The organism is Dyadobacter sp. AC419 (assembly GCF_979253085.1).
In genome coordinates this window covers 148,842-168,916 of sequence record NZ_CEEDCD010000027.1, presented here as the reverse complement: position 1 = coordinate 168,916, position 20,075 = coordinate 148,842, and the positions used below count along the sequence as shown (strand labels likewise).

Genomic DNA, 20,075 nt, shown 5'->3' with positions numbered 1-20,075 from the left:
ATGCAAACCACCAAACGTCCACCTGCCTCCATCGTATTCATTTTTGGAGGAAGCGGGGACTTAAATTACAGAAAACTTACTCCGGCGCTTTATAATCTGTTTTTGGATAACTGGATGCCCGAGAAGTTTGCCATAGCGGGCATTGGCCGCAGCCCTTATTCCAATGAAAAATACCACGAGCATTTGTTGGATGGTGTGACGAAATTCTCGCGCCGTAAAGGGAAGCAGAATGGTCACTGGACTGAGTTTGCTGAGCACGTTTCTTATCTGCAAATGGATGGTGATGATGCAGCTGCTTACCATTTGATCACCGATTTGGTAAAACAAAAAGAGGAAGAGTGGGGCATACACCCTAATGTTATATTTTACCTTGCCGTTGCACCCCAGCTTGTTCCTTCCATTGCGCAAAAGTTAGGCGCATTGAAAATCTGTTCGGAAAAAGGCACAACACGGATTGTTGTTGAAAAGCCATTCGGGCATGATTTAGAGAGCGCACATGAATTGAACGAGTTGTTATCCAGCATGTTCGCTGAGGAGCAGATTTTCCGTATTGACCATTATTTAGGAAAAGAAACGGTTCAAAACATTCTTGCATTGCGATTTGCCAATGCACTTTTTGAGCCACTTTGGAACCGCCATTACATCGACCACATTCAAATCACGGCTGCGGAAAGTGTTGGCTTAGAAGGCCGCGGAGGTTATTTTGAACATGCAGGCGCATTGCGCGATATGGTCCAAAACCACATTTTGCAGATCCTTTGTATGATCGCAATGGAGCCACCTGTTTCTTTTGATGCGAATGAAATCCGTAACAAGAAAGTGGATGTGCTTAATGCAATTCGCCGCATTACCAAGGACCAGGTTCATGATTTTGCCGTTCGCGGTCAATATTCAGGTGGTTGGAAAAAAGGTGAAAAAGTGGTTGGATATCGTCAGGAAGAAGGTGTTAATCCGCAATCGAACATTGACACATTCGCAGCTGCGAAATTCTATATCGATAACTGGCGCTGGCAGGGCGTTCCTTTCTATGTAAGAACAGGCAAGTTCCTGAACCAGAAAGCGACGCACATTACATTGCAGTTTAAGCCGGCTCCGCATTATGCGTTCCCGTCGGAAGCTGCCGAAACCTGGCGTTCTAACCGGTTAACCATCAGCATTCAGCCTAATATGGACATCAGCATTCGTTTCCAAGCGAAGCGTCCGGGCCAGACAATGACGCTTGATCCGGTTGATATGACCTTCGATTACGATGCAGTTGCTGGCGATCATGCACCGGAAGCATATGAAACATTGCTTTTGGATGTCATGGAAGGCGATGCAACATTGTTCATGCGCAATGATCAGGTGGATGCTGCCTGGAAAGTGATTATGCCGATCCTGGAAACGTGGGAAAGCAGAACACCACAGGATTTCCCGAACTATGCGCCGGATTCATGGGGGCCGGATGGTGCTGATGCGCTGCTCGCTCGTGACGGACATACGTGGATCAATCTTCCACCAACGCCTTAACACATGGAACTTCACATTGCAACCGACACCGGGCGGCTGAGCCACGATTTGGCCGCCTGGTTAAGTGATTATATCAAAGAAGTGCTGTCTAAGCAGGACCGTTTTACATTCGTCCTTTCCGGCGGCAGCACGCCTAAGCAGCTTTATTCATTACTCGCAGAATCACCTTATAAAGAGGCGATTGAATGGCAGAAAATCCATTTTTTCTGGGGCGATGAGCGCGCGGTTCCGTTTGAGGACTCGCGTAATAATGCGAAGGTGTGTTATGATGAATTATTGAATAAAGTGCCTGTTAACCCGGCAAACATTCACATCATGCGTACGGACATTGAGCCAGAAGCATCGACGGTTGAGTATGAAAAGATCTTGAAACAGTATTTTGCAGACTCAGCAACAACATTTGATTTTGTGTTGCTGGGCATGGGTGATGATGGTCATACGCTTTCGCTATTCCCTGGCACTGAGGTCATTCATGAGGAAAATGCCTGGGTTAAGGCATTCTATCTTCCGGCTCAGGAAATGTTCAGAATTACATTAACTGCTCCAATCGTAAATAATGCGGCTTGTGTTGCATTTTTGGCAGCAGGCGCTGGAAAAGCGGAAACGCTGAAATACGTTTTGAAAGGGGAGACTAATGTTGATCTTTACCCCTCGCAAATCATCAATCCTTCTAAAGGAGCATTGCATTGGTTTGTCGACGAGGCTGCGGCTGCGTCGCTTTAATGCGGTAACCAACTTATTTATACAGAAAAACGCATCCGAAAGGGTGCGTTTTTCTTTTGTAAGGCATTTCGATACGTTTAAACTTTTAAAGATGCCGTTGGATAAAATAATTATGTGAGCGGTTTTGATCCTATTTAAATTTACTTCAAACAAACCTCACAGACATGAAATACTTTCTGAAAATCGTGGCGGTCATCATCGTCATCACTTATTCGCTGAAATTGGTCAACGCACAATCTGACCTGCTCGTTTTCGGTGGTTTGGCCATTATTGCAAGTGCCGTCTATTTGCTAGCAATTGATCTTAATCAGTTTTTCAGTTCTTTTAAATCTAAAATATGATGACCCTCGGTAGAAAAATTATTATCGGTTCAGTGAGTTTTTCGTGGCTGTGATTCTGCTTTTCGTTCAGCCATTCACATTTGAAAACATCGACGCGGGCAACGTCGGCATCCGCATTAACCTTTACGGCACGGACAAGGGAGTTGACAACATTACATTGGTTACCGGTCGTGTTTGGTATAACACCTGGACTACGAAGATCATTGAGTTTCCAACTTTCACGCAAAGTGTCGATTATGATTCTTTTGTCATTACAACAAAAGATGCTGCGGAATTCAAGGTGGATCCCAAGTTGAATTACCATATTAATCCGGATAAAGTGCCTCAGATTTACCGCCAATACAGACGACCGTTAGGGGAAATTCAGCAAGGCTTTATGAAAAATACAATTTATGATGCTTACCGGATCGTTGCCAATTCATTCAGTTCGGATAGTGTTATGTCAAATCGCGAGGCATTTGAAGATCGTGTGCAGAATGTGCTGACGAAGACATTGGGTAAAGATGGATTTATTTACGACCAGCTTACTTCCGCCATTACGCCCCCACCATCATTGCGACAAATGATCGATGAGAAAAACACTTCTATCCAGGCCAGGCTGAAAGCTGAAAATATGGCAAAGCAGGCCGAGGCAGAAGCCAAAGTGATTATCGCCCGCGCCGAAGGTCAGGCAAAGGCAACATTGATCAAGGCCAGAGCCGAGGCCGAAGCCAATCAACTGCGCCAGAAAACCCTGACTCCATTATTAATTCAGCAAGAATGGGTTTCTAAATGGAATGGGGTTCTCCCAACCACCAATGCCGGCGGCAGCACTAGTTTGATGCTTGGGATAAAATAAAAATTTCTACTCTTTAAAACTTCTTTCTCTTAATTGAGAATCTTTCTTCTTCCCAGATTAAAATCTGGGGCGAGGGAGTCGTTCGTGCCTGACGGCACTTGTGGCGGCGAAATGCCGTCAGGCATGGTTGATTTTGTTGCCCTGGATTTTAATCCAGGGGTTTTGAATGATGCTGATTTTTGTTCTGGATTTTGATTTAGGGATTTTTGAATGATGCTGATTTTTGATCTGGCTCTTGATATAGGGATTTTGAATGATTCTAATATTTTGCTCTGGATTTTGATTTAGGGATTATAAAATAAAAATTTCACTCTTTAAAACTTCTTTCTCTTAATTGAAGATCTTTCTTCTATCCCCAGATTAAAATCTGGGGCCGAGGAATCGTTCGTGCCTGACGGCACTTGTGTCGGCGAAATGCCGTCAGGCATGACTGATTTGTTGCTCTGGATTTTAATCCAGAGATTTTAAAGATGTAAATATTGTTGCTCTAGTTTTTTAGATAGATCTCTAGATGATATCTTCCCCTCTTCATTCTACTCGAAACTAATCCAAAGATTCAGACAAAGCAGCCTTTTTCAACAAACTCCCTGGCATGCTGACTTGCGCTGAGTTATCTATTTGGGCGCTGATTGTCTTGATGTCGCTCTTTTCCATAATCAAGCTGCTGCTGTCGGCAACTTCTAATTTTATCTTGCCAAATACATTGCTTGCTTCGATTTTGGCGAGGTTTCCGGCATATAGTTTAAGATTGACATTGGTTATCTGATTATCTGACAACACGAATAGACTGCCTTTTTGGTCAATGGTAAGGACATCGCTCTTCCAGCCTTTGACTCTGCAAAAAGCGTTGTCGGAGTTGACATAAGATAATTGCGGCGTAAAAATGTAAATGTTTGCCACAGAGTTAAGCATTTCTTCCCGGCGCGACCAGCCTTCAATCCAATCCTTTTTATATGTGACAATCAATGTGTCCTGCTTCACTTCCCATGAAAGATATTTCGGATCAACATTTAGGTTAATCTCGGATTTTGTACCCTGACGTATTTCGGTAACTCCAAACGTCTTTCCTTGAAGCTTTACATATTTAAAAGGACTCAGAACTTCTTTTTTGTAGCCGGCAAGCGGATCTTCTTTCCGGAGTTTCTCGTATTCGGCTTTCAGGACAATGTTTGACCCGAGTATGCCGAGAAAAATCAGCGCCAAAACGCATATCACCAATACATTGCTTGCTTTCATAGCTGGTTATCAGTTTGTAACGGGAAAATTTTCAGTTATAAATTTGTCATAATACACTTTCAATTCTGCTATACTAATGTTCAGTAAATACATGGTGCGGAAAAAATCAGGTGATTCGACATCAAGAAATCGTTCTTTACGATAGGCCAGTATCCGATCATTTGCATGATCACTTGCAGAATATCCAATGCCCCTTTTATTAAAAATGATCTCTTTATTTTGTAAAAATTCATAGGTCCGCATGACCGTGTTAGGATTAACTTCCATCATGCTTGCGAGATCCCGCACTGATGGTATGCGCTCTCCGGGAGGCCATTTTCCCAGGATGATTTGCTCACAGATATAGTCTGCGATTTGAAGATATATGGATTGTTTGTCTTTAAATTCCATTTGTAGTGTGCAGTTAGATTTGTCTCTCTTTCAATTTTAAATACGCAGCGTACCAGAAAGCAAACGTTACAAATACTGCGAAAACCTGTACCAGAACATAGATATTAGATGGGAACATCACATGATAAGACTTCGTATTTTCACGTATGACAGTGTTGCCGCGTATGTCAAATGTTGCAATTTGCCAGCCGGCAAACGGCAAAGTGTTGTTTTTGGTAGGGTAGGAAGCAAATGTATTGGCCAGGTAAACGTGCAGTATAAATCCTACCAAACAAATTACGACGACAATGATGGCTGTTTTAATGTAAGACGATTTGGCAAAATGAATCGATCCCAGTATGAAGAAGCTGTGCATTGCAAAATAGAAATACACGAAATAACGGAGATAATCAAGATTGATATAACTGTATTTATAAGCTGTGTCAGGCGATTTTCCGTTGGCAATGTCAACCGTTAAATAATGCAGCTGCACGTAAAAGATCAGGAAAGGAACGATGAAAAGCAGGTTAGCCAAAAGTGAAGTCAGAAATTTTTCAGTTCTGGAAGCCGGGATCATTAATGCAGCCATTCCCGTTGAAGGCGCCGTATATTGGGTCAAAGCGCTGCCGGTGTAAAGGCTGCTTCCAAAAAGCATGATCATAAATAGTGCCATGTAATGCAAAGCCTCGCGAAATCCGTGCGGTTCATCGTAAAGTGCGATCGGCACCATCATCATGAGCAGCAATACAACCAGCAAAGATGCCATTAGCAAGTAATTTTTCCCTTTTTCAGCAAGTTCCAGTTTCATCGTCAGGACGAAACGGTGCAGGTTAAATGTTTGATTCATGATATCAGTTTTGAGCGAAAAAGATTGATGTGATGAATGGGAGGTCGTTTTTCAGGGCTAACACGATGAGTGCTAGCAGTGATAGGATGATCGTTTTCATGGCTTTTCGGAGAAGATTTTGCGTATACGTTCCGGATTTTCCATCACCGCATTGAACAACTGTTCGAGATCAACGCGCGTTTCTTCCTGTGCCGAATTTTCAAAAACAGCCTTATAACCTCGCATCGACGGTTCTGAATACAAAACGCGCTGATCATACTCTATACTTGGCAGCGTACCAAAGCAAAGGCGCTCGGACACGAGGTCCAAACTATGCCGGATCAAAATCTTGCTGTCCTCCAGAATAATGATGGAATCGATAAGATTGTCCAAATCGCGCACCTGGTGCGTGGAGATCAGAATGAGGCGGTCTTTATCTAATGCAGCAGACACAATTTTGCGAAACTGGCTTTTGGATGGAATGTCCAGACCATTCGTAGGCTCATCCATGATCAGGACTTTGGTATTTGTAGCCAGTGCAAATGCGATTAAAACCTTCTTTTTCTGTCCGTATGACATGCCGGTAAGCGTGTTACCCACGGGAATGTCGAATTCTGAAATGTATTTTTGAAACTGCACACCGTCGAATCTTGGATAGAATGGCGCGACAAGTTCCAGGTATTTCTCCACAGTTACGGAGGGGAGATATATTTCTTCGGCAATGAAAAAGACGTCCTGCAAGAAAGCAGGCTGCCGCATTTTCGGCTCAAACCCGGAAACATTTATTGTGCCATTGGTTGGATAAAGCAAGCCGACCATATTTCGCAGCAGACTTGATTTGCCGGCACCGTTCTTGCCCAGCAAACCATAAATATGCCCTGCTTCCAGGTCGAGCGACAAATCTTCAAACAGCTTTTTCTTCTTGCTGTATCCAAAGGTTACGCGGTCAAGGTGGATCATGTTTACCGATCGTTTAGTGTTCTAGTTAAGTAGTACACTGTAAAGGTAAATGTCTGAAACGAAATAGCAACTCTTTGCTAAAAATTATTTGAAAATTAATGAAGTTGGAATTACCGTTTGAGAAGCCTTTGGTAATCTTCGGGCGTATCAATGTCAATGTTTCCTTCTGGAAAGGAAACTGATGTCACATCGTCAGCAAATTTTTTGACAAGCTTTTTGGCGCCCTCGGCTCCGTAAAGTGCCAGGAGGTCGGGGAAATATTTTTTTTGAAATAAAACAGGGGTTCCCAATGTGTCACCGTAGGCAGACGCAATTATTCCAAAGTCAGTGTCAGTTGCTTTATCCGTTAGTTCATTGAACAGCTGTGATTTAACAAAAGGCTGATCACTTACTGCGAAAATGGCGCCCTCGATTTCTGGGTAAATGTTTAAAAGCTCATTAACACCCGCAACAATGGAAGATGCCATCCCGGATTCCCAGATTTGATTTTGAACTGAATGATAAGGCAAATCTGCGAGCTCTTCTTCAATTAATGCGGCATTGGAACCGGTTACAACAATCACAGCCGCACTTTTTGCTTCCAAAGCAGCCTCAGCAACGTGTCGGATCAGCGTCTTGCCGTTATGCTGCAGCAACTGCTTCGGCTCGCCGAGCCGTGAGGAGTTACCAGCCGCTAAAATGATGATTACGTAAGGATTTTGCAGCATTGTTCAGGGTTGTGCCGTTTGTATTTCGCACAAAAAATCTTCCCGGGTTGCCTTGTGATAATCCACTTTCTGGTCGGAGCGGCTGTGGATTGGTTCTGCTTTTTCACGCAACGAAATTCCTGTTCGGCCATTCAAAACCGCCTTTATTTCTGCTAACACGGACAATGCGATTTCTTCCGAAGTTTCGGCGCCCACATCCAATCCCACGGGTCCAAATATTTTGGCTTTTTGCGCTTCAGTAACGGCTATGCCATCATTAAGCAAATCGCCAAACATTCTTTCCAGCTTCTTTTTAGGCCCCAATGCGCCGATATAAATGCATTCGTCTAACAATATCAGCTCTTTAAGTAAAGCCAGATCGTAGTTGTAATTATGCGTCATCAGCACAAAAAATGTTCTTGCATCCGCATTAACGACATTCAAAACTTCCGAGGCTTTTACTACAAACACATGCTTGGCTTTCGGGAATCGGCGTTGGGTGGCGTGACCATTGCGGCCGTCAACGACTGTAACGTCCCAACCCAATATATGCGCCATTTCAGACAGCGGAATGGTGTCGTTGCCAGCGCCCGCAATCACCAAAGCCGGTGCAGGTTGGAAATATTCTACAAAGCCGGTCAATTTTTGGTTGTTCCAAACAAACTCTTTGAAGAATGAATCTGCTCTTTCTTTTGCCAATTCCGCTTCTGCCGATAAATCTGCTGTTAATGTTTGATCCGCGAGTGTGGCAATGGTCAAATCGTCCGTTTGAAGATTTAGAAAGCAGGTTCCCGGTTGCTCGCTCGTGCGTGAGCCGAGTGAAAACAATGTTACCAGAACTGCATTCTGCCGTTTTTCCAAAACCCGTTTCAGTAATGTGATGGGATTTTGGGGATCTGAGGCATGAATCGGCTCGAAAAGAATGTGCACGATGCCGTTGCAACCCAGCTGAACGCCCAATGTGGTGTCGTTATCGTCGGTGGTGTCGTAAGTAACGAGTTTGTTTTTCTGCTGTGATATGGCCAGAAGTGCCTTTCTCAATGCATCGCCTTCCAGACATCCGCCGCTGATCGCACCCGTAAGTTGCCCATCGTCTGTTACGAGCATGCGGGCGCCCGGCCGTCTGTAAGAAGAACCTTCCACATGCACAACGGTCGCCAAAGCGGTTCTTTTTCCTGCTTCAAGCGCTGATTCATACGACTTTATGATGTCCGTAATTTCTTTCACTCCTGTGTTCTTTTACTATTTTAGAAATTACCTTAACGGCGTGATCTACTTGCTCTTCCGTCGAAAACCTGCCCAGGCTAAACCTGAATGTGTTATGGATCAATTCATCCGAAAGGCCCATTGCTTTCAATACATAACTCGGCTCCAATGTGGCCGATGTACAAGCGGAACTTCTTGAAAAAGCAATGTCATTGGAGGCCTCGAAAATCATCTTTTCGCCATCAATATCTTGAAATGAAATGTTTGTCGCGTGCGGAAGTCGCGGCACATTGTTTCCATTGATGACCACATTCTGCAAGTCTAGCAATTGATTTTCAAAGCGATCGCGCAAAGCGGAAAGTCGCTCGCTTTCTCTCAACAGCTTTTCACTGCTGATCTCACAAGCCTTTCCAAAAGCCACAATACCAGGCACATTCAATGTTCCGCTGCGCATATTTCGTTCATGACCGCCGCCATCGATTTGTGCTGCAATGGTCACAGTAGGATTCTTTTTCCTGACATAAAGTGCTCCGACACCCTTAGGTCCGTAAAGCTTATGCGCGCTGCATGCCAGCAAGTCTATTTCGTCAGCCTGCACGTTAATCGCGATTTTGCCCAACGCCTGAGATGCGTCGGTTAAAAACAAAATTCCATGATCCTTGGCAATGTTTCCGATTTCCCTGACCGGCTGGATGACGCCCGTTTCATTATTGGCATACATCACCGAAATTAGCAGCGTATCAGCCCTTATGGCGTCTTTCAGGTCTTGCAAATTGATTACTCCGTCCGAACCAACGGGGAGATAGGTGACCGAGCCGCCCATTTTTTCAATGTGCTTGCAGGTGTCCAGCACAGCCTTGTGTTCGGTTGACACGGTAATGACGTGGCCTTTATTGCTGGTGTTGCTTTCCCAAACGCCTTTTATGGCCAGGTTAACGGCCTCCGTCGCTCCGGAAGTAAATACAATTTCCTGCGGGTGCGCACCGATCAATGCGGCAATGTTTTCTCTGGCGGCATCAACGGCTTCTTCGGCCTCCCAGCCAAACGAATGCGTGCGGCTTGCAGCATTGCCGAATTTCTCTGAAAAGTAAGGCAGCATTTCTTCCAGAACCATCGGGTCCATGGGCGTAGTGGCATTATTATCCAGATAAACAGGCAATTTCAAACTCATAGCAGCTTCCTTCACGGTTTATTCAAGAAAACAAAAACCGCTTTTATAGTTCAATTTAACAAAAAACCATCTCATTTTAAACATGAGATGGTTTAGATAACTTAAACGAACAGGCAATTAAAATTAAGATGATCGATCCGTCATTCGTCAGCTGCCTTGGTGTGCGGACCAGGAAACTTGCTCATAAAATATTGTTTTAAGGAAGAAGGAATAGATCGCCACAACTCAGTCTTAATTGTTACCAAAAGAGCATTAATGCAATTAAAACGCAATTAAATGCGACTTAAAATGCAGTTAAAATGAATTAAACCTAACATTAGCAAGGCGTTGAGAACACTTCGATCGACATTCTCCACATAATCATTTATTAGCTTCCGGGCGAGCGGTTTTTGAAACTATTTATTTAATTTTGCGTTAACTCTATAATATCAGTAGATTATTATTCTTCACTTAAATATTTAATCATTATGTCACTTCGACTAGGAGATATTGCCCCTGATTTTGAGGCAAATACCACACAAGGCCACATCAAATTTCACGAATGGTTAGGAGATAGCTGGGGAATGTTGTTTTCACACCCAGGTGACTTTACGCCAGTTTGCACCACTGAGCTGGGCAAAACGGCTCTTTTAAAAGGAGAATTCGAAAAACGGAACGTTAAAGTGCTGGCAGTGAGCGTGGATGATATTGATTCACACAACAACTGGATTCCAGATATTAATGAAGTAAGTTCGACGGAAGTTAACTTTCCGCTGATCGCAGACGAAGGCCGCAAGGTGGCTGAACTTTACGACATGATCCACCCGAATGCAAGCGAAAAGGCGACTGTGCGTTCCGTATTCATTATCGGACCTGACAAAAAGATCAAACTTACATTGACATATCCAGCTTCAACTGGCCGTAATTTTAACGAAATTCTACGTGTTGTTGATTCACTTCAACTGACTGCCAACTATTCCGTAGCGACGCCTGCTGACTGGGAAGATGGAGACGATGTGATTGTTGTTCCGGCTGTAAGCACGGCTGATGCTGAGAAGAAATTTACAAAAGGCCTTAACATTGTAAAGCCTTATTTGAGATACACGCCTCAACCTAACAAGTAATCCAGACATTTCTGGTTTAATGTTAAAAAAATAAGGGTGCCTGTTGAGGCATCCTTATTTTTTTATGTCGTTTTCTGAAACTCAACCTTCACTTTCGCTTTCAAGAACTTCCTCGGGTTTGATCATTTCTTCGCCATAATAAATCATATGTCGTGCGCCTTGATAGTAGAACCAAATAGATAGGCCCATGCTAATGTGGCTGATATCATTATAATTAAACCACGGGCCAAAGCTGAATTTTAATGCGTGTAAGCCAGCAGAAACCGCTCCTAATCCCGTCGCAATGAATATATTAACGCTCCCCGGGTCTTTTCTTTTCTTATAAACATAAATCTCAATCAGGAAAAGCATCAGGAATAATCCGTAAAACGCGTGTATTTCGACGACTACGAAATTTAATGTTACAAATGTCAGCACGAAGAATATGGCGAGCTCGACGTAATTAAGCCAGCCTAAAAATAAGCCGCCTTTCCGCGGGAGCAACGGCTTGATATGCCATATAGCGGCGCGTTCGAATAATGCGACTGCAATCATGCTGGCAAACCAGCCTGGAATTTTTCCGCGCATGCCTGTCAAATACAAAAATCCGTGTCCTAAAACACCTCCGATTGCGGTGGCAATGGCCATGAACAGGAAAAAATATTGGATTTGCATGTACATCCGGTGCGCCCGGCCTAACTTATTGAGATGAATAAATGCATAAATGCAAACAACGGTCATCATCAGACTGGTGATAACAGTGGAAGGTTCCAAAATCGTGACGCCAAAAATCTGAATCTGATGGACCTTACTGAAATCAATTGCAACGTCATTCATGGAAAGAAGAGTATTTTGATACATTACTAGTGGTTAACAAAATTATACCACAATTTTGACTATCAATTGAAATCCGGTAAAGTCTTGCAAATTTGCCTATCTTGAGAACATTTTAAAGCGAATAAAACGTTATTATCCGGAGTTATCTTTGTATTTTTTTAACAGCTATTTCATGAAATGGTCTTTTGTAATCCAGCAAAAACTGAAAGCTGCACTGCTTCTCGGAGGCATCATGGGATTTATTATATTGGCTACATTGCTGTCCAGGCATAATATGGAGGGGATTGACAAATCTTTTTCTTCTATTTATAAGGATAGGCTCGTGCCAGCAACAACGATTATTTATCTGACTGAAAATTTATACGGGAAGCGATTGTCACTTGAAGAATATCTGATGTCCAACCAGGCGGCAGAAAGAAGTGAAATCAAATCCCAATTAGCATTGCATAACAAGAACATTGATTCACTGATCAGTGCATTTGAAAAGACATATCTTGTTCATGAAGAGGCTGTAAGTCTGGTCAATTTCAAGAATGAAGTGTCACAATATGCAGCTTTGGAGAAATCAGTGCTTAGTTTATCCAGCATTGGACAACAGGACGACGCAAAAAAGCTTTTTGCAGAAGCCGGCGCAAGCACATTCAAAAATACAATCGCCAATTTGAATGAGCTGACAAATATTCAATCGAGCATTGGAAAGGATTTGATGAAGGAATCGAAAAGTGATATTGCAAGTTTCTGGATTATTTCATTTCTGCAAATTGCGCTTGCAATGATTACAGGTTTGTTACTGCTTGTTTTGATACAAAGCTCGGCGATCGTTAATAAGCCGAAGATTACAGGCGAAAAATCTGGCTATTTCAATTTAAACTAGCCGCAACAAAAAAAGGTCAGCATTTGCTGACCTTTTTTTGTTTTATCGTTTCGGTTACTGACCTACTTTCCGTCCTTTCAGTGTTTCTCTTGAATTTTTAACTTGCTTCAAAAGATCCTTTTTAACGAAAAGTCGTGCGCCGTTTCCACCTTGTAAATCGAATGTTCTTTCCTTATACTCAAACTTGTTGTTAGGCAGCACGTCCAGAAAGTAATTCTGGCCGCTCAGGTTGAATTTCATCCCTTTTGTATCCTGCTGCGTATCGTCCCAAGACACAAAAATCACACCGTTGTCAGAGTTCAATGCAACACCTGGCGTAAATGGAAGCACATTAATTGTCTGAATGCTCTTTCCATTACTCATCGTGATCTGACCTTCCGGGTTCACCTTAATGTCGTTAGGATCAGAAACTTCGCGACGAATGTTGATAGCCTTGTCATTGAAAAACTGCACCTTGGCGATCTCAATGTTTGCGGATTCCAGATCCCGGCGCAGATCCTCAGTAAAAACTGTATAATTGGAGAGGGGCACAGAGTTCATCGTGGTGCAAGCTGATATTCCGCTCAATAAAACGACGCCTGCAAAAAGTTTCTTAATAAGATTCATGTTACTAATTGGTGTTCTGAATGAACTGTTTTGATGATTTTAGTTGAGTTGTTTACCGATCGCAATATTAAGAAAAAAGCCAGTCAGTTACCAACCAATTGATTTTTGTGATATCGGTTTGTAATCCTGACAATCTGTCAGCCAACCCGCTTTTTAGCTGTATTTGGAACGCATATTTGTATTGCGTATTGCAACGCAGAAAAAACAATTCTTTAATAATATAAACAAAACGGCATAATTATGGAATCAGTGATTCAGGAAAAAGGAAACCTAAGCATTCATACCGAGAACATATTTCCGATTATCAAAAAATTCCTTTATTCGGACCACGAAATCTTTTTACGTGAATTAGTATCCAATGCTGTCGATGCTTCCCAGAAGATCAAAAAGCTTGCTTCTTACGGCGACTTTAACGGCGAGCTGGGCGAGCTGAAAGTTGTCGTAAAGCTTGATAAAGAGGCCAAAACCATCACAATCAGTGATAATGGGATTGGTATGACGGCTGAGGAAATTAAGAAATATATCAACCAGATTGCCTTCTCAGGAGCGACTGAATTTGTTGAGAAATATAAAGACAAAGGCGAAGACGGAAAAGGTGATAAAGGCATTATCGGTCACTTCGGACTTGGTTTTTATTCGGCTTACATGGTGGCTGAGAATGTTGAGATCATTACGAAATCATACAAAGAGGGTTCTGAGGCCGTTCGCTGGGAATGTGATGGTTCTACTGAATTCGAACTGGGACCAATTGAGAAAGCAACGCGCGGTTCTGACATTATCCTGCACATTGCGGCTGATTCTGAAGAATTTTTGGATGAGCACCGTTTGCGCGGCATTCTTGAAAAATACGGCAAGTTCCTGCCGATTGAAATTGAATTCGAGGACAAGATCATTAATAATCCAAATCCAATCTGGACCAAAAACCCGGCGGATTTGACAGACCAGGATTACCTGGCCTTTTACAAAGAACTTCATCCATTTAGCGAAGATCCATTATTCTGGATTCATTTGAATGTGGATTACCCTTTCAATTTGACGGGCGTTTTGTATTTCCCGAAACTGAAAAACGATTTCCAGGGCCAACGCGAGAAAATTCAGCTTTATAGCCGCCAGGTGTTCATTACGGATGAAGTAAAGGACATTGTTCCTGATTTCCTTCAATTGCTTCACGGTGTGATTGACTCGCCGGATATTCCTTTGAACGTGTCGAGAAGTTATTTGCAGGCAGATGGAAATGTGAAGAAGATCAATGGATACATTACACGCAAAGTTGGAGACAAGCTTTCTGAAATTTTCAAAAATGACCGCGAAGGATTCGAGAAAAAATTCGATGACATTGGTCTTTTCGTTAAATACGGCATTATCAGTGATGATAAGTTTTATGAGAAAGCGAAGGATTTCTGTTTGCTAAAAAACACAGAAGGCAAATTTTTCACTTTCGAAGAATATCGCGAGCATGTGAAAGACAACCAGACGGACAAAAACGATACGCAGGTTTGGCTTTACACAACTGACGATAAAAAGCAGGATGCATTTATTCAGTCTGCCAAAAAACGGAGCTATGACGTGCTTTCATTGACGACTGTGATTGATTCACATTTTATCAATGCTTTGGAACAAAAGCTTGAAAAAATCAACATCAAGCGTGTGGATGCGGACACATTGGACAAGCTCGTTGAAAAGGATGTGCAATTAGAAAGTATTTTGTCTGACGACGATAAGGAAAAGGTTAAGAAGATTTTTGAAGAAGTGGCAGGAAGCAAAAGCGCCAATGTGCAAGTAGAAGCAATGCCTGTTGACGAACTTCCGGTTGTGATTACATTCCCTGAATTCATGCGCCGCATGACAGATATGCAAGCCACGTCGGGACAGCGCTCGATGTTTGGTGATATGCCGCTGATGTACACCGTTTCTCTTAATGCTAACCACCCTGTGATCAGCCGCTTGCTGCAAACAGAAAGTGAAGAGGGTCAAAAATCACTTGCTAAGCAGGTTTATGATCTGGCTTTACTTTCACAAGGATTACTTTCGGGAAGCGATCTGACGCAATTTATCCAGCGCACGGTTTCAGGCTTGTAACATTCGCTTTTAGAGCATTTTAATAGAGAAAGCCCGCTAATTTCGAGTTAGCGGGCTTTTCTTATGTGTAAGGACTAAATTTCTTTGCCTGAAATGATCAATGTTTTCAATGCATTCAGCTCATCCCACTTTTGCTCTCTTGCCAATGCTGCTTGCTTGGGCCAGGAGGTTGGGTTTTGGATTTGAAACCGGGGCCCTGCTTTTTTTAATATGGCAGAGATCCTGATGGTCGAAGTTTCTGCCAGCCGTTCAAAAGAATTGATTCCTTCGCGGTTAAGAAATTCTTCAATCTTCGGCCCGATTCCTTCAACGATTTTCAAATCGTCCGGCGCCTGTTGGCTGTTGTCCGGCTGACTTGTCATCGGTTCATAGAGATCAAGAATTCTTCATTGCTGCGGGTGCCTTTCATGTGTTCAAGCAGGAAGTCCATCGATTCCATCGCATTCATGTCAGACATGTGCTTTCTGAGTATCCATACTTTTTTCAAAGTCTCTTTGTCAAGCAGCAGATCTTCACGGCGCGTTCCGGAAGCCATAACGTCGATAGCCGGGAACACCCTTTTATTGGACAATTTACGGTCAAGCTGCAATTCCATGTTACCAGTTCCTTTGAATTCTTCAAAGATCACTTCGTCCATTTTAGAACCTGTATCAATCAGCGCAGTTGCGATAATGGTAAGCGATCCGCCATGTTCTACATTTCTTGCTGCTCCGAAGAATCTTTTTGGCTTATGCAATGCATTTGCATCCACACCACCGGAAAGGATTTTACCGGATGAAGGAACAACTGTGTTATATGCCCGTGCAAGACGCGTGATCGAATCGAGCAGAATCACGACATCGTGACCGCATTCAACCATTCTTTTTGCTTTTTCTAAAACAATGCTGGCAACTTTCACGTGGCGATCCGCCTGCTCATCAAATGTAGAAGCAATAACTTCTGCTCTTACACTGCGTTGCATATCAGTAACCTCCTCAGGACGTTCGTCAATCAGCAAAATCAGAAGGAAAACTTCCGGGTGGTTACGCGTAATAGCGTTGGCAATTTCTTTAAGCAAAACAGTTTTACCCGTTTTTGGCTGTGCCACGATCATTCCGCGTTGTCCTTTACCAATCGGTGCAAACAAATCCAGGATACGCGTCGAATATTGATCCGGACGAGAGCTTAGTTTCAGACATTCATCAGGAAACAATGGTGTCAGATATTCAAAAGGGATACGGTCCCTGATTTCTTCTGTGGTTTTACCATTAACCGTTTCAACACGAAGCAAAGCAAAATATTTTTCACCTTCTTTCGGCGGGCGAATCTGGCCTCTAACCGTGTCGCCGGTTTTCAAACCAAAAAGTTTGATTTGCGATGGAGAAACGTATATATCGTCCGGGCTAGCCAGATAATTGTAATCGGCTGAGCGAAGGAACCCATATCCGCCGTCCTGCATGATTTCCAGCACACCTTCGTTGACGATCAAGCCATCAAATTCTCTTACATAATTGTTGTAATTGCGCTTGATTTTCGAAGATGGATCTTCGCGGTGCGCAGGCTGCTGTGCTTGCTGTGGCTGACGATCGTTTACCTCATTAGGCTGGCGAAATGGCTTTTCTTCTTTTGTGCCGGTTGCAGTTTCTTCTGCTGGTGCCTCGTTTTTTTCTTCGGCAACCACCTCAGCCGCAGGCGCTGTATTTTCAGGAAGTGCAACAGCTTCTTCTTTTCCTAAATCATTCAATGTATCGCTGTCAGAATCAGATTCTTCGCGGATATCAAAGTTTTTAGGTTTTTCATTAATTGGTTCAGGGCGATTCCTGAACGATGTATCAAAAAGTGGAGCAGGAGAGGGCGTTTGTGAATTGTCCTTTTTAGGTCTGGACGATCTGTTGTTAGCAGGTTTCATGTTGTCTGCCGGAGCAGTTTCTGAGGGCCTGCGTGCTCTTTTTTTCTTCTGGCCGTCGGAATCCTGGCTAAAACCATCCGCGCCGTTTGCTGCTACCGTTTCGGGTGTATTTATGGTCGGAGCCGGAGCAGCAGGTGCTTCGGTTACCGTTGCAGAGTCCTGTTTTGTCAGGATCCGGTTTATAAGTTCTTTCTTGGGGAGTTTAGCATAATCTGCAACACCAAGGTTGCCAGCTATTTCTTTAAGCTCTGACAGGAGCTTAATGTTCAATTCATCAATTGTAGGCATACAGACAAGGGAAAGTAAAGTAACACTTTACCGAATGGATATTATGGTTGTGAATTTTTTTGGACTGAGCCGAGAAGCATATCTCGAAGTGACGTGATGTCATTAATATTGAAAAAAACAATGTATAAGCCCGGGTGTGACTTTACAAACTGAAAAACTTCGTTGGATTTACTCTGAAACTTTGCAATTAAGTAAATGAAGTAAAGACAATAAATCGGCAAGATTTTTAAAACCTCGATAACGTTGAGAGTTACCGCGAGATGGAATTTGGATTTAGAAGTCGATACTGGACTTATAACGACGAAGGTAAAAAATTACTTTCTCAGTTCAAAATAAAAATTAGCGAAAAATGGTTCCAGGAAGCTAATATTTCCTATTGATCACTAATTAAGGCAGTTACGGATGATCTTATACTATTCTACAACAAACTTAGCCTTATAAAAGTGCTAGTTTATATGCCTCAAATGTAGGACTTTTGCAAAATTATGAACGTCGTTATTGATTCGGGAAATACGTATTCTAAAATTGGATGGTTTAACGGACCGCAACTGATACGCTATACGACGCGGCTAACATTTGATGAATTAATCAAAAATGTGCGCGCTGACCTGCCTGAAAACATTCTTTTTTCTTCTGTAAGTTATTCCGTTGAAGACTTCAAAGCGGCTCTTGGCATTGAGTGCAATGTGTTTGATCTGTCTGCTGAGACGCTTTTACCTATTCAAAAGAATTATGATACGCCGCAAACGCTTGGTGCTGATCGCATAGCGGCTTCCGTAGGAGCCAATTTTCTTTATCCTAATGAAGATCTGGTTGTCATTGATATGGGAACTTGCATTACATACGATTTAATTGATAGAAATGCGACTTTTCAAGGTGGGTTGATTTCTCCCGGGGTGAAGATGCGATTCAATGCCATGCATTCGTTCACTAAAAGGCTTCCGCTCGTTGACCCCGAACCAGCTCCCGAATTGATTGGAAAAAGCACTCGTGCGGCCATGCAAAGCGGCGTTATGAATGGAGTTCTTGCAGAAATGCAGGGAATTATTGAAATGTATCGTCACAAATCGCCTGATTTGCGCGTACTATTATGTGGTGGAGATGCTGCTTTTTTTGAAAGTAGCCTGAAACCACCCATCTTTGCGGTGCCGGAACTGGTTTTAATAGGATTGAACAGAATTTTAACATATAATGTCTCGTTACAGTAGATTCAGAATACTCACTTTTGCAATTGCACTCATTTGGAATTGTACTTACCTCAACACGGCGCTAAAGGCACAGGGCTTGGGCAATTCTCCTTACTCATCATTGGGTATGGGCGAGTTTTATGGAGATGCTTATTCTGACAATATAGGAATGGGACAATCTGGTGTAAGCACAGGCACCGGCTTTCAAATCAACAATCTTAACCCTGCTTTGTGGAGCCGTAACCGCTTTACCACATTAGACATTGGTGTAATCGGACAATATAAAGACGTTGTTTCCGGTAATAAGAAGCAAACCAATGCCGGTGGAAATCTTGCCTATTTATCGCTTGCATTCCCCATAAGCCCGCGCTGGGTGGTGGGTATGAGCCTTAAACCTTACACATTTGTAGATTATACCAACGAGTCTATCCGCGATGTGCAAGGAACTCCTTTTGTCGGCATTTACGAGACAACAGGAAAAGGCGGCATTAACAAGGCCTCTATTACAGCTGCTTACCAAATTACAAGATATTTCAGCCTCGGTCTGGAAAGCTCATATTTCTTTGGAAACGTTCGTAAAGCTACGGAAGTGGCTTTGGTGGACAGAGTAAGCGCGCAAAATCCGGATCTGGACCTGAGCGGCGAATATTTGGTTAGCTTGAATGAGCGTACAACTTATTCAGACATCGCTTTTCGTGCAGGAGCAGCTTTGCGCGTTCCTATCAAAAAGGATAATAAGCTGAACTTAAATTTAGGAGCATCATACAGCTTCGGAACCACGATCAATGCTGATCAGACTACGACTTACGAAGTTGCCCGTGACACGTTCGTTATCAATTCGGATACGCTTACGAATGTTGTTGGCGGCGGTTTGAAAACGCCGAATCAGTTTCAGGCAGGTGCGAGTTTAGAGTGGCCATTCAAACTGATCCTATCTGCGGATTTCAGTTATCAGCAATGGTCGAAATACAGAAATTTTGCCAATTCAAATGACGGTTTAAATGATGTAGGGCGGATCAATGTCGGTGCTGAATATTTACCGCGTTTTACTTCGCTTAATTACTTTGATCTGGTTCGTTACCGCGTTGGTTTCAGTTATGGTAAAACGCCTTATTCGATCGGCAACAATGATGTAAATGATACGAATGTAAGCTTAGGCTTTACATTCCCGATGGGTCGTGGATATCAGAACTTTCTGTCCGTTGCTGTCGTTGCAGGGCAAAGAGGAAACACGGGCAATGGAATGATTAGAGAACGTTACGGACGTGTTGTGCTGGGAATTACGCTGCTGGAAAGGTGGTTTGTTAAACAAAAAATCGATTAAGAAATATATGCGTATCGCATTGACTTTCAAGAAAATACTAAAAGG

General features: G+C 42.9%; 20 protein-coding genes. 9 read left to right on the top strand and 11 right to left on the bottom strand.

Going from position 1 to position 20,075, the window contains the following annotated elements:
- From zwf to AC0IYG_RS25625, 4 genes are all read left to right on the top strand, one after another.
- Positions 1-1,509, top strand: a complete 1,509-nt coding sequence (gene zwf, locus AC0IYG_RS25640) for a glucose-6-phosphate dehydrogenase (protein ID WP_471713932.1) — start codon at positions 1-3, stop codon at positions 1,507-1,509.
- A 3-nt stretch (positions 1,510-1,512) separates the two neighbouring features.
- A complete protein-coding gene (pgl, locus tag AC0IYG_RS25635) occupies positions 1,513-2,232 on the top strand; it encodes a 6-phosphogluconolactonase (protein WP_471713930.1) in 720 nt (239 codons plus the stop codon).
- Between the two features lie 164 nt (positions 2,233-2,396).
- Positions 2,397-2,573 (top strand): hypothetical protein, encoded by a 177-nt coding sequence (locus AC0IYG_RS25630; RefSeq protein WP_471713929.1) that lies wholly within the window; start codon positions 2,397-2,399, stop codon positions 2,571-2,573.
- Between the two features lie 43 nt (positions 2,574-2,616).
- A complete protein-coding gene (locus tag AC0IYG_RS25625; RefSeq protein WP_471713928.1) occupies positions 2,617-3,411 on the top strand; it encodes an SPFH domain-containing protein in 795 nt (264 codons plus the stop codon).
- Between the two features lie 543 nt (positions 3,412-3,954).
- On the opposite strand, the gene AC0IYG_RS25620 is transcribed toward AC0IYG_RS25625, so the two are convergent.
- From AC0IYG_RS25620 to AC0IYG_RS25590, 7 genes are all read right to left on the bottom strand, one after another.
- Entirely contained in the window at positions 3,955-4,647 is a 693-nt protein-coding gene (locus tag AC0IYG_RS25620; protein ID WP_471713927.1) for a hypothetical protein, read from the bottom strand.
- A 9-nt stretch (positions 4,648-4,656) separates the two neighbouring features.
- On the bottom strand, positions 4,657-5,037 hold the full coding sequence (locus tag AC0IYG_RS25615) for a GntR family transcriptional regulator (protein ID WP_471713926.1): 381 nt from the start codon (positions 5,035-5,037) through the stop codon (positions 4,657-4,659).
- A 13-nt stretch (positions 5,038-5,050) separates the two neighbouring features.
- Entirely contained in the window at positions 5,051-5,863 is an 813-nt protein-coding gene (locus AC0IYG_RS25610) for a hypothetical protein (protein ID WP_471713925.1), read from the bottom strand.
- 96 nt (positions 5,864-5,959) lie between these two features.
- Positions 5,960-6,802, bottom strand: coding sequence for an ABC transporter ATP-binding protein (locus AC0IYG_RS25605; RefSeq protein WP_471713924.1), 843 nt, complete (start codon positions 6,800-6,802; stop codon positions 5,960-5,962).
- Between the two features lie 110 nt (positions 6,803-6,912).
- Positions 6,913-7,509, bottom strand: a complete 597-nt coding sequence (locus tag AC0IYG_RS25600; RefSeq protein WP_471713923.1) for a nucleotidyltransferase family protein — start codon at positions 7,507-7,509, stop codon at positions 6,913-6,915.
- A gap of 3 nt (positions 7,510-7,512) precedes the next feature.
- Positions 7,513-8,715, bottom strand: a complete 1,203-nt coding sequence (locus AC0IYG_RS25595; RefSeq protein WP_471713922.1) for an XdhC family protein — start codon at positions 8,713-8,715, stop codon at positions 7,513-7,515.
- Positions 8,681-9,859 carry a cysteine desulfurase family protein gene (locus AC0IYG_RS25590; RefSeq protein WP_471714341.1) on the bottom strand — a complete coding sequence of 393 codons (1,179 nt, stop codon included), beginning with the start codon at positions 9,857-9,859 and terminating at the stop codon, positions 8,681-8,683. The genes AC0IYG_RS25595 and AC0IYG_RS25590 overlap by 35 nt, the downstream gene beginning before the upstream one ends.
- Positions 9,860-10,332: 473 nt before the next feature.
- Here AC0IYG_RS25590 and AC0IYG_RS25585 point away from each other — a divergent pair, with 473 nt between their 5' ends.
- Positions 10,333-10,968: a peroxiredoxin gene (locus AC0IYG_RS25585; RefSeq protein WP_471713920.1), complete on the top strand. Its 636-nt coding sequence runs from the start codon at positions 10,333-10,335 to the stop codon at positions 10,966-10,968.
- A gap of 81 nt (positions 10,969-11,049) precedes the next feature.
- Here AC0IYG_RS25585 and AC0IYG_RS25580 read toward each other — a convergent pair whose 3' ends face one another.
- Positions 11,050-11,808, bottom strand: coding sequence for a DUF6962 family protein (locus tag AC0IYG_RS25580; RefSeq protein WP_471713919.1), 759 nt, complete (start codon positions 11,806-11,808; stop codon positions 11,050-11,052).
- Between the two features lie 148 nt (positions 11,809-11,956).
- Here AC0IYG_RS25580 and AC0IYG_RS25575 point away from each other — a divergent pair, with 148 nt between their 5' ends.
- A complete protein-coding gene (locus AC0IYG_RS25575) occupies positions 11,957-12,658 on the top strand; it encodes an MCP four helix bundle domain-containing protein (RefSeq protein WP_471713917.1) in 702 nt (233 codons plus the stop codon).
- A gap of 54 nt (positions 12,659-12,712) precedes the next feature.
- Here AC0IYG_RS25575 and AC0IYG_RS25570 read toward each other — a convergent pair whose 3' ends face one another.
- Positions 12,713-13,264, bottom strand: coding sequence for a hypothetical protein (locus AC0IYG_RS25570; RefSeq protein ID WP_471713916.1), 552 nt, complete (start codon positions 13,262-13,264; stop codon positions 12,713-12,715).
- A gap of 240 nt (positions 13,265-13,504) precedes the next feature.
- Here AC0IYG_RS25570 and htpG point away from each other — a divergent pair, with 240 nt between their 5' ends.
- The gene (gene htpG, locus AC0IYG_RS25565) at positions 13,505-15,343 is read left to right on the top strand and encodes a molecular chaperone HtpG (RefSeq protein ID WP_471713915.1); all 1,839 of its coding nucleotides are present in this window, start codon (positions 13,505-13,507) and stop codon (positions 15,341-15,343) included.
- Between the two features lie 74 nt (positions 15,344-15,417).
- Here the strand turns inward: htpG and AC0IYG_RS25560 are convergent, their stop codons facing one another.
- Complete coding sequence (locus AC0IYG_RS25560) at positions 15,418-15,705, bottom strand: hypothetical protein (RefSeq protein ID WP_471713914.1); 288 nt, start codon at positions 15,703-15,705, stop codon at positions 15,418-15,420.
- Positions 15,702-17,519 carry a transcription termination factor Rho gene (gene rho / locus AC0IYG_RS25555; RefSeq protein ID WP_471713913.1) on the bottom strand — a complete coding sequence of 606 codons (1,818 nt, stop codon included), beginning with the start codon at positions 17,517-17,519 and terminating at the stop codon, positions 15,702-15,704. The genes AC0IYG_RS25560 and rho overlap by 4 nt, the downstream gene beginning before the upstream one ends.
- 485 nt (positions 17,520-18,004) lie before the next feature.
- Between rho and AC0IYG_RS25550 the strand changes: the two genes are divergently transcribed.
- Both AC0IYG_RS25550 and AC0IYG_RS25545 read left to right on the top strand, forming a co-directional pair.
- A complete protein-coding gene (locus AC0IYG_RS25550) occupies positions 18,005-18,727 on the top strand; it encodes a type III pantothenate kinase (RefSeq protein WP_471713912.1) in 723 nt (240 codons plus the stop codon).
- A 106-nt stretch (positions 18,728-18,833) separates the two neighbouring features.
- Entirely contained in the window at positions 18,834-20,030 is a 1,197-nt protein-coding gene (locus tag AC0IYG_RS25545) for a hypothetical protein (RefSeq protein WP_471713911.1), read from the top strand.
- Positions 20,031-20,075: the final 45 nt, after the last annotated feature.